General features: G+C 80.9%; 1 pseudogene. It reads right to left on the bottom strand.

Annotation, left to right across the window (positions count from 1 at the left end):
• Positions 1-383, bottom strand: a pseudogene (locus JNW98_RS18890) (hypothetical protein); the annotation flags it as partial.

Genomic DNA, 383 nt, shown 5'->3' on the forward strand with positions numbered 1-383 from the left:
GCGTCCGCCTCGGTGACGAGCAGCCCGACGGTGGTGACGCTCGACGACGTGGCGTCGGCGTACGTGGCGCGCAGCAGCCGCGCGCAGCCGGCCGGGCGCAGGACGAGGGCGAGCGCGGGGTCGAAGGCTTCGGCGCAGTCGGCGTCGGGGGCCACGCCGAGCCGGACCCAGTCGCGGGACGCGCCGCCCGGCCCTGCGGTCGCGTCGTGCACGGAGGGCGGGAAGAGGCGGTCGACCGGCTCGGTCTCCCAGACCGTCGCCGCGCGCGCGTACGCGGCCTCGGCGGCCGTCCGTTCCGGCGTCCGGGCCGTGAGCCAGCCGCCCGCCGCCGCGCCGCCGAGGAGCCCCGCGCCGAGGATCGCGCAGACGGCCGCGGCGGCCCC

Origin of the sequence: Streptomyces huiliensis (assembly GCF_020037025.1) — a bacterium.
Lineage (GTDB): Bacteria > Actinomycetota > Actinomycetes > Streptomycetales > Streptomycetaceae > Streptomyces > Streptomyces huiliensis.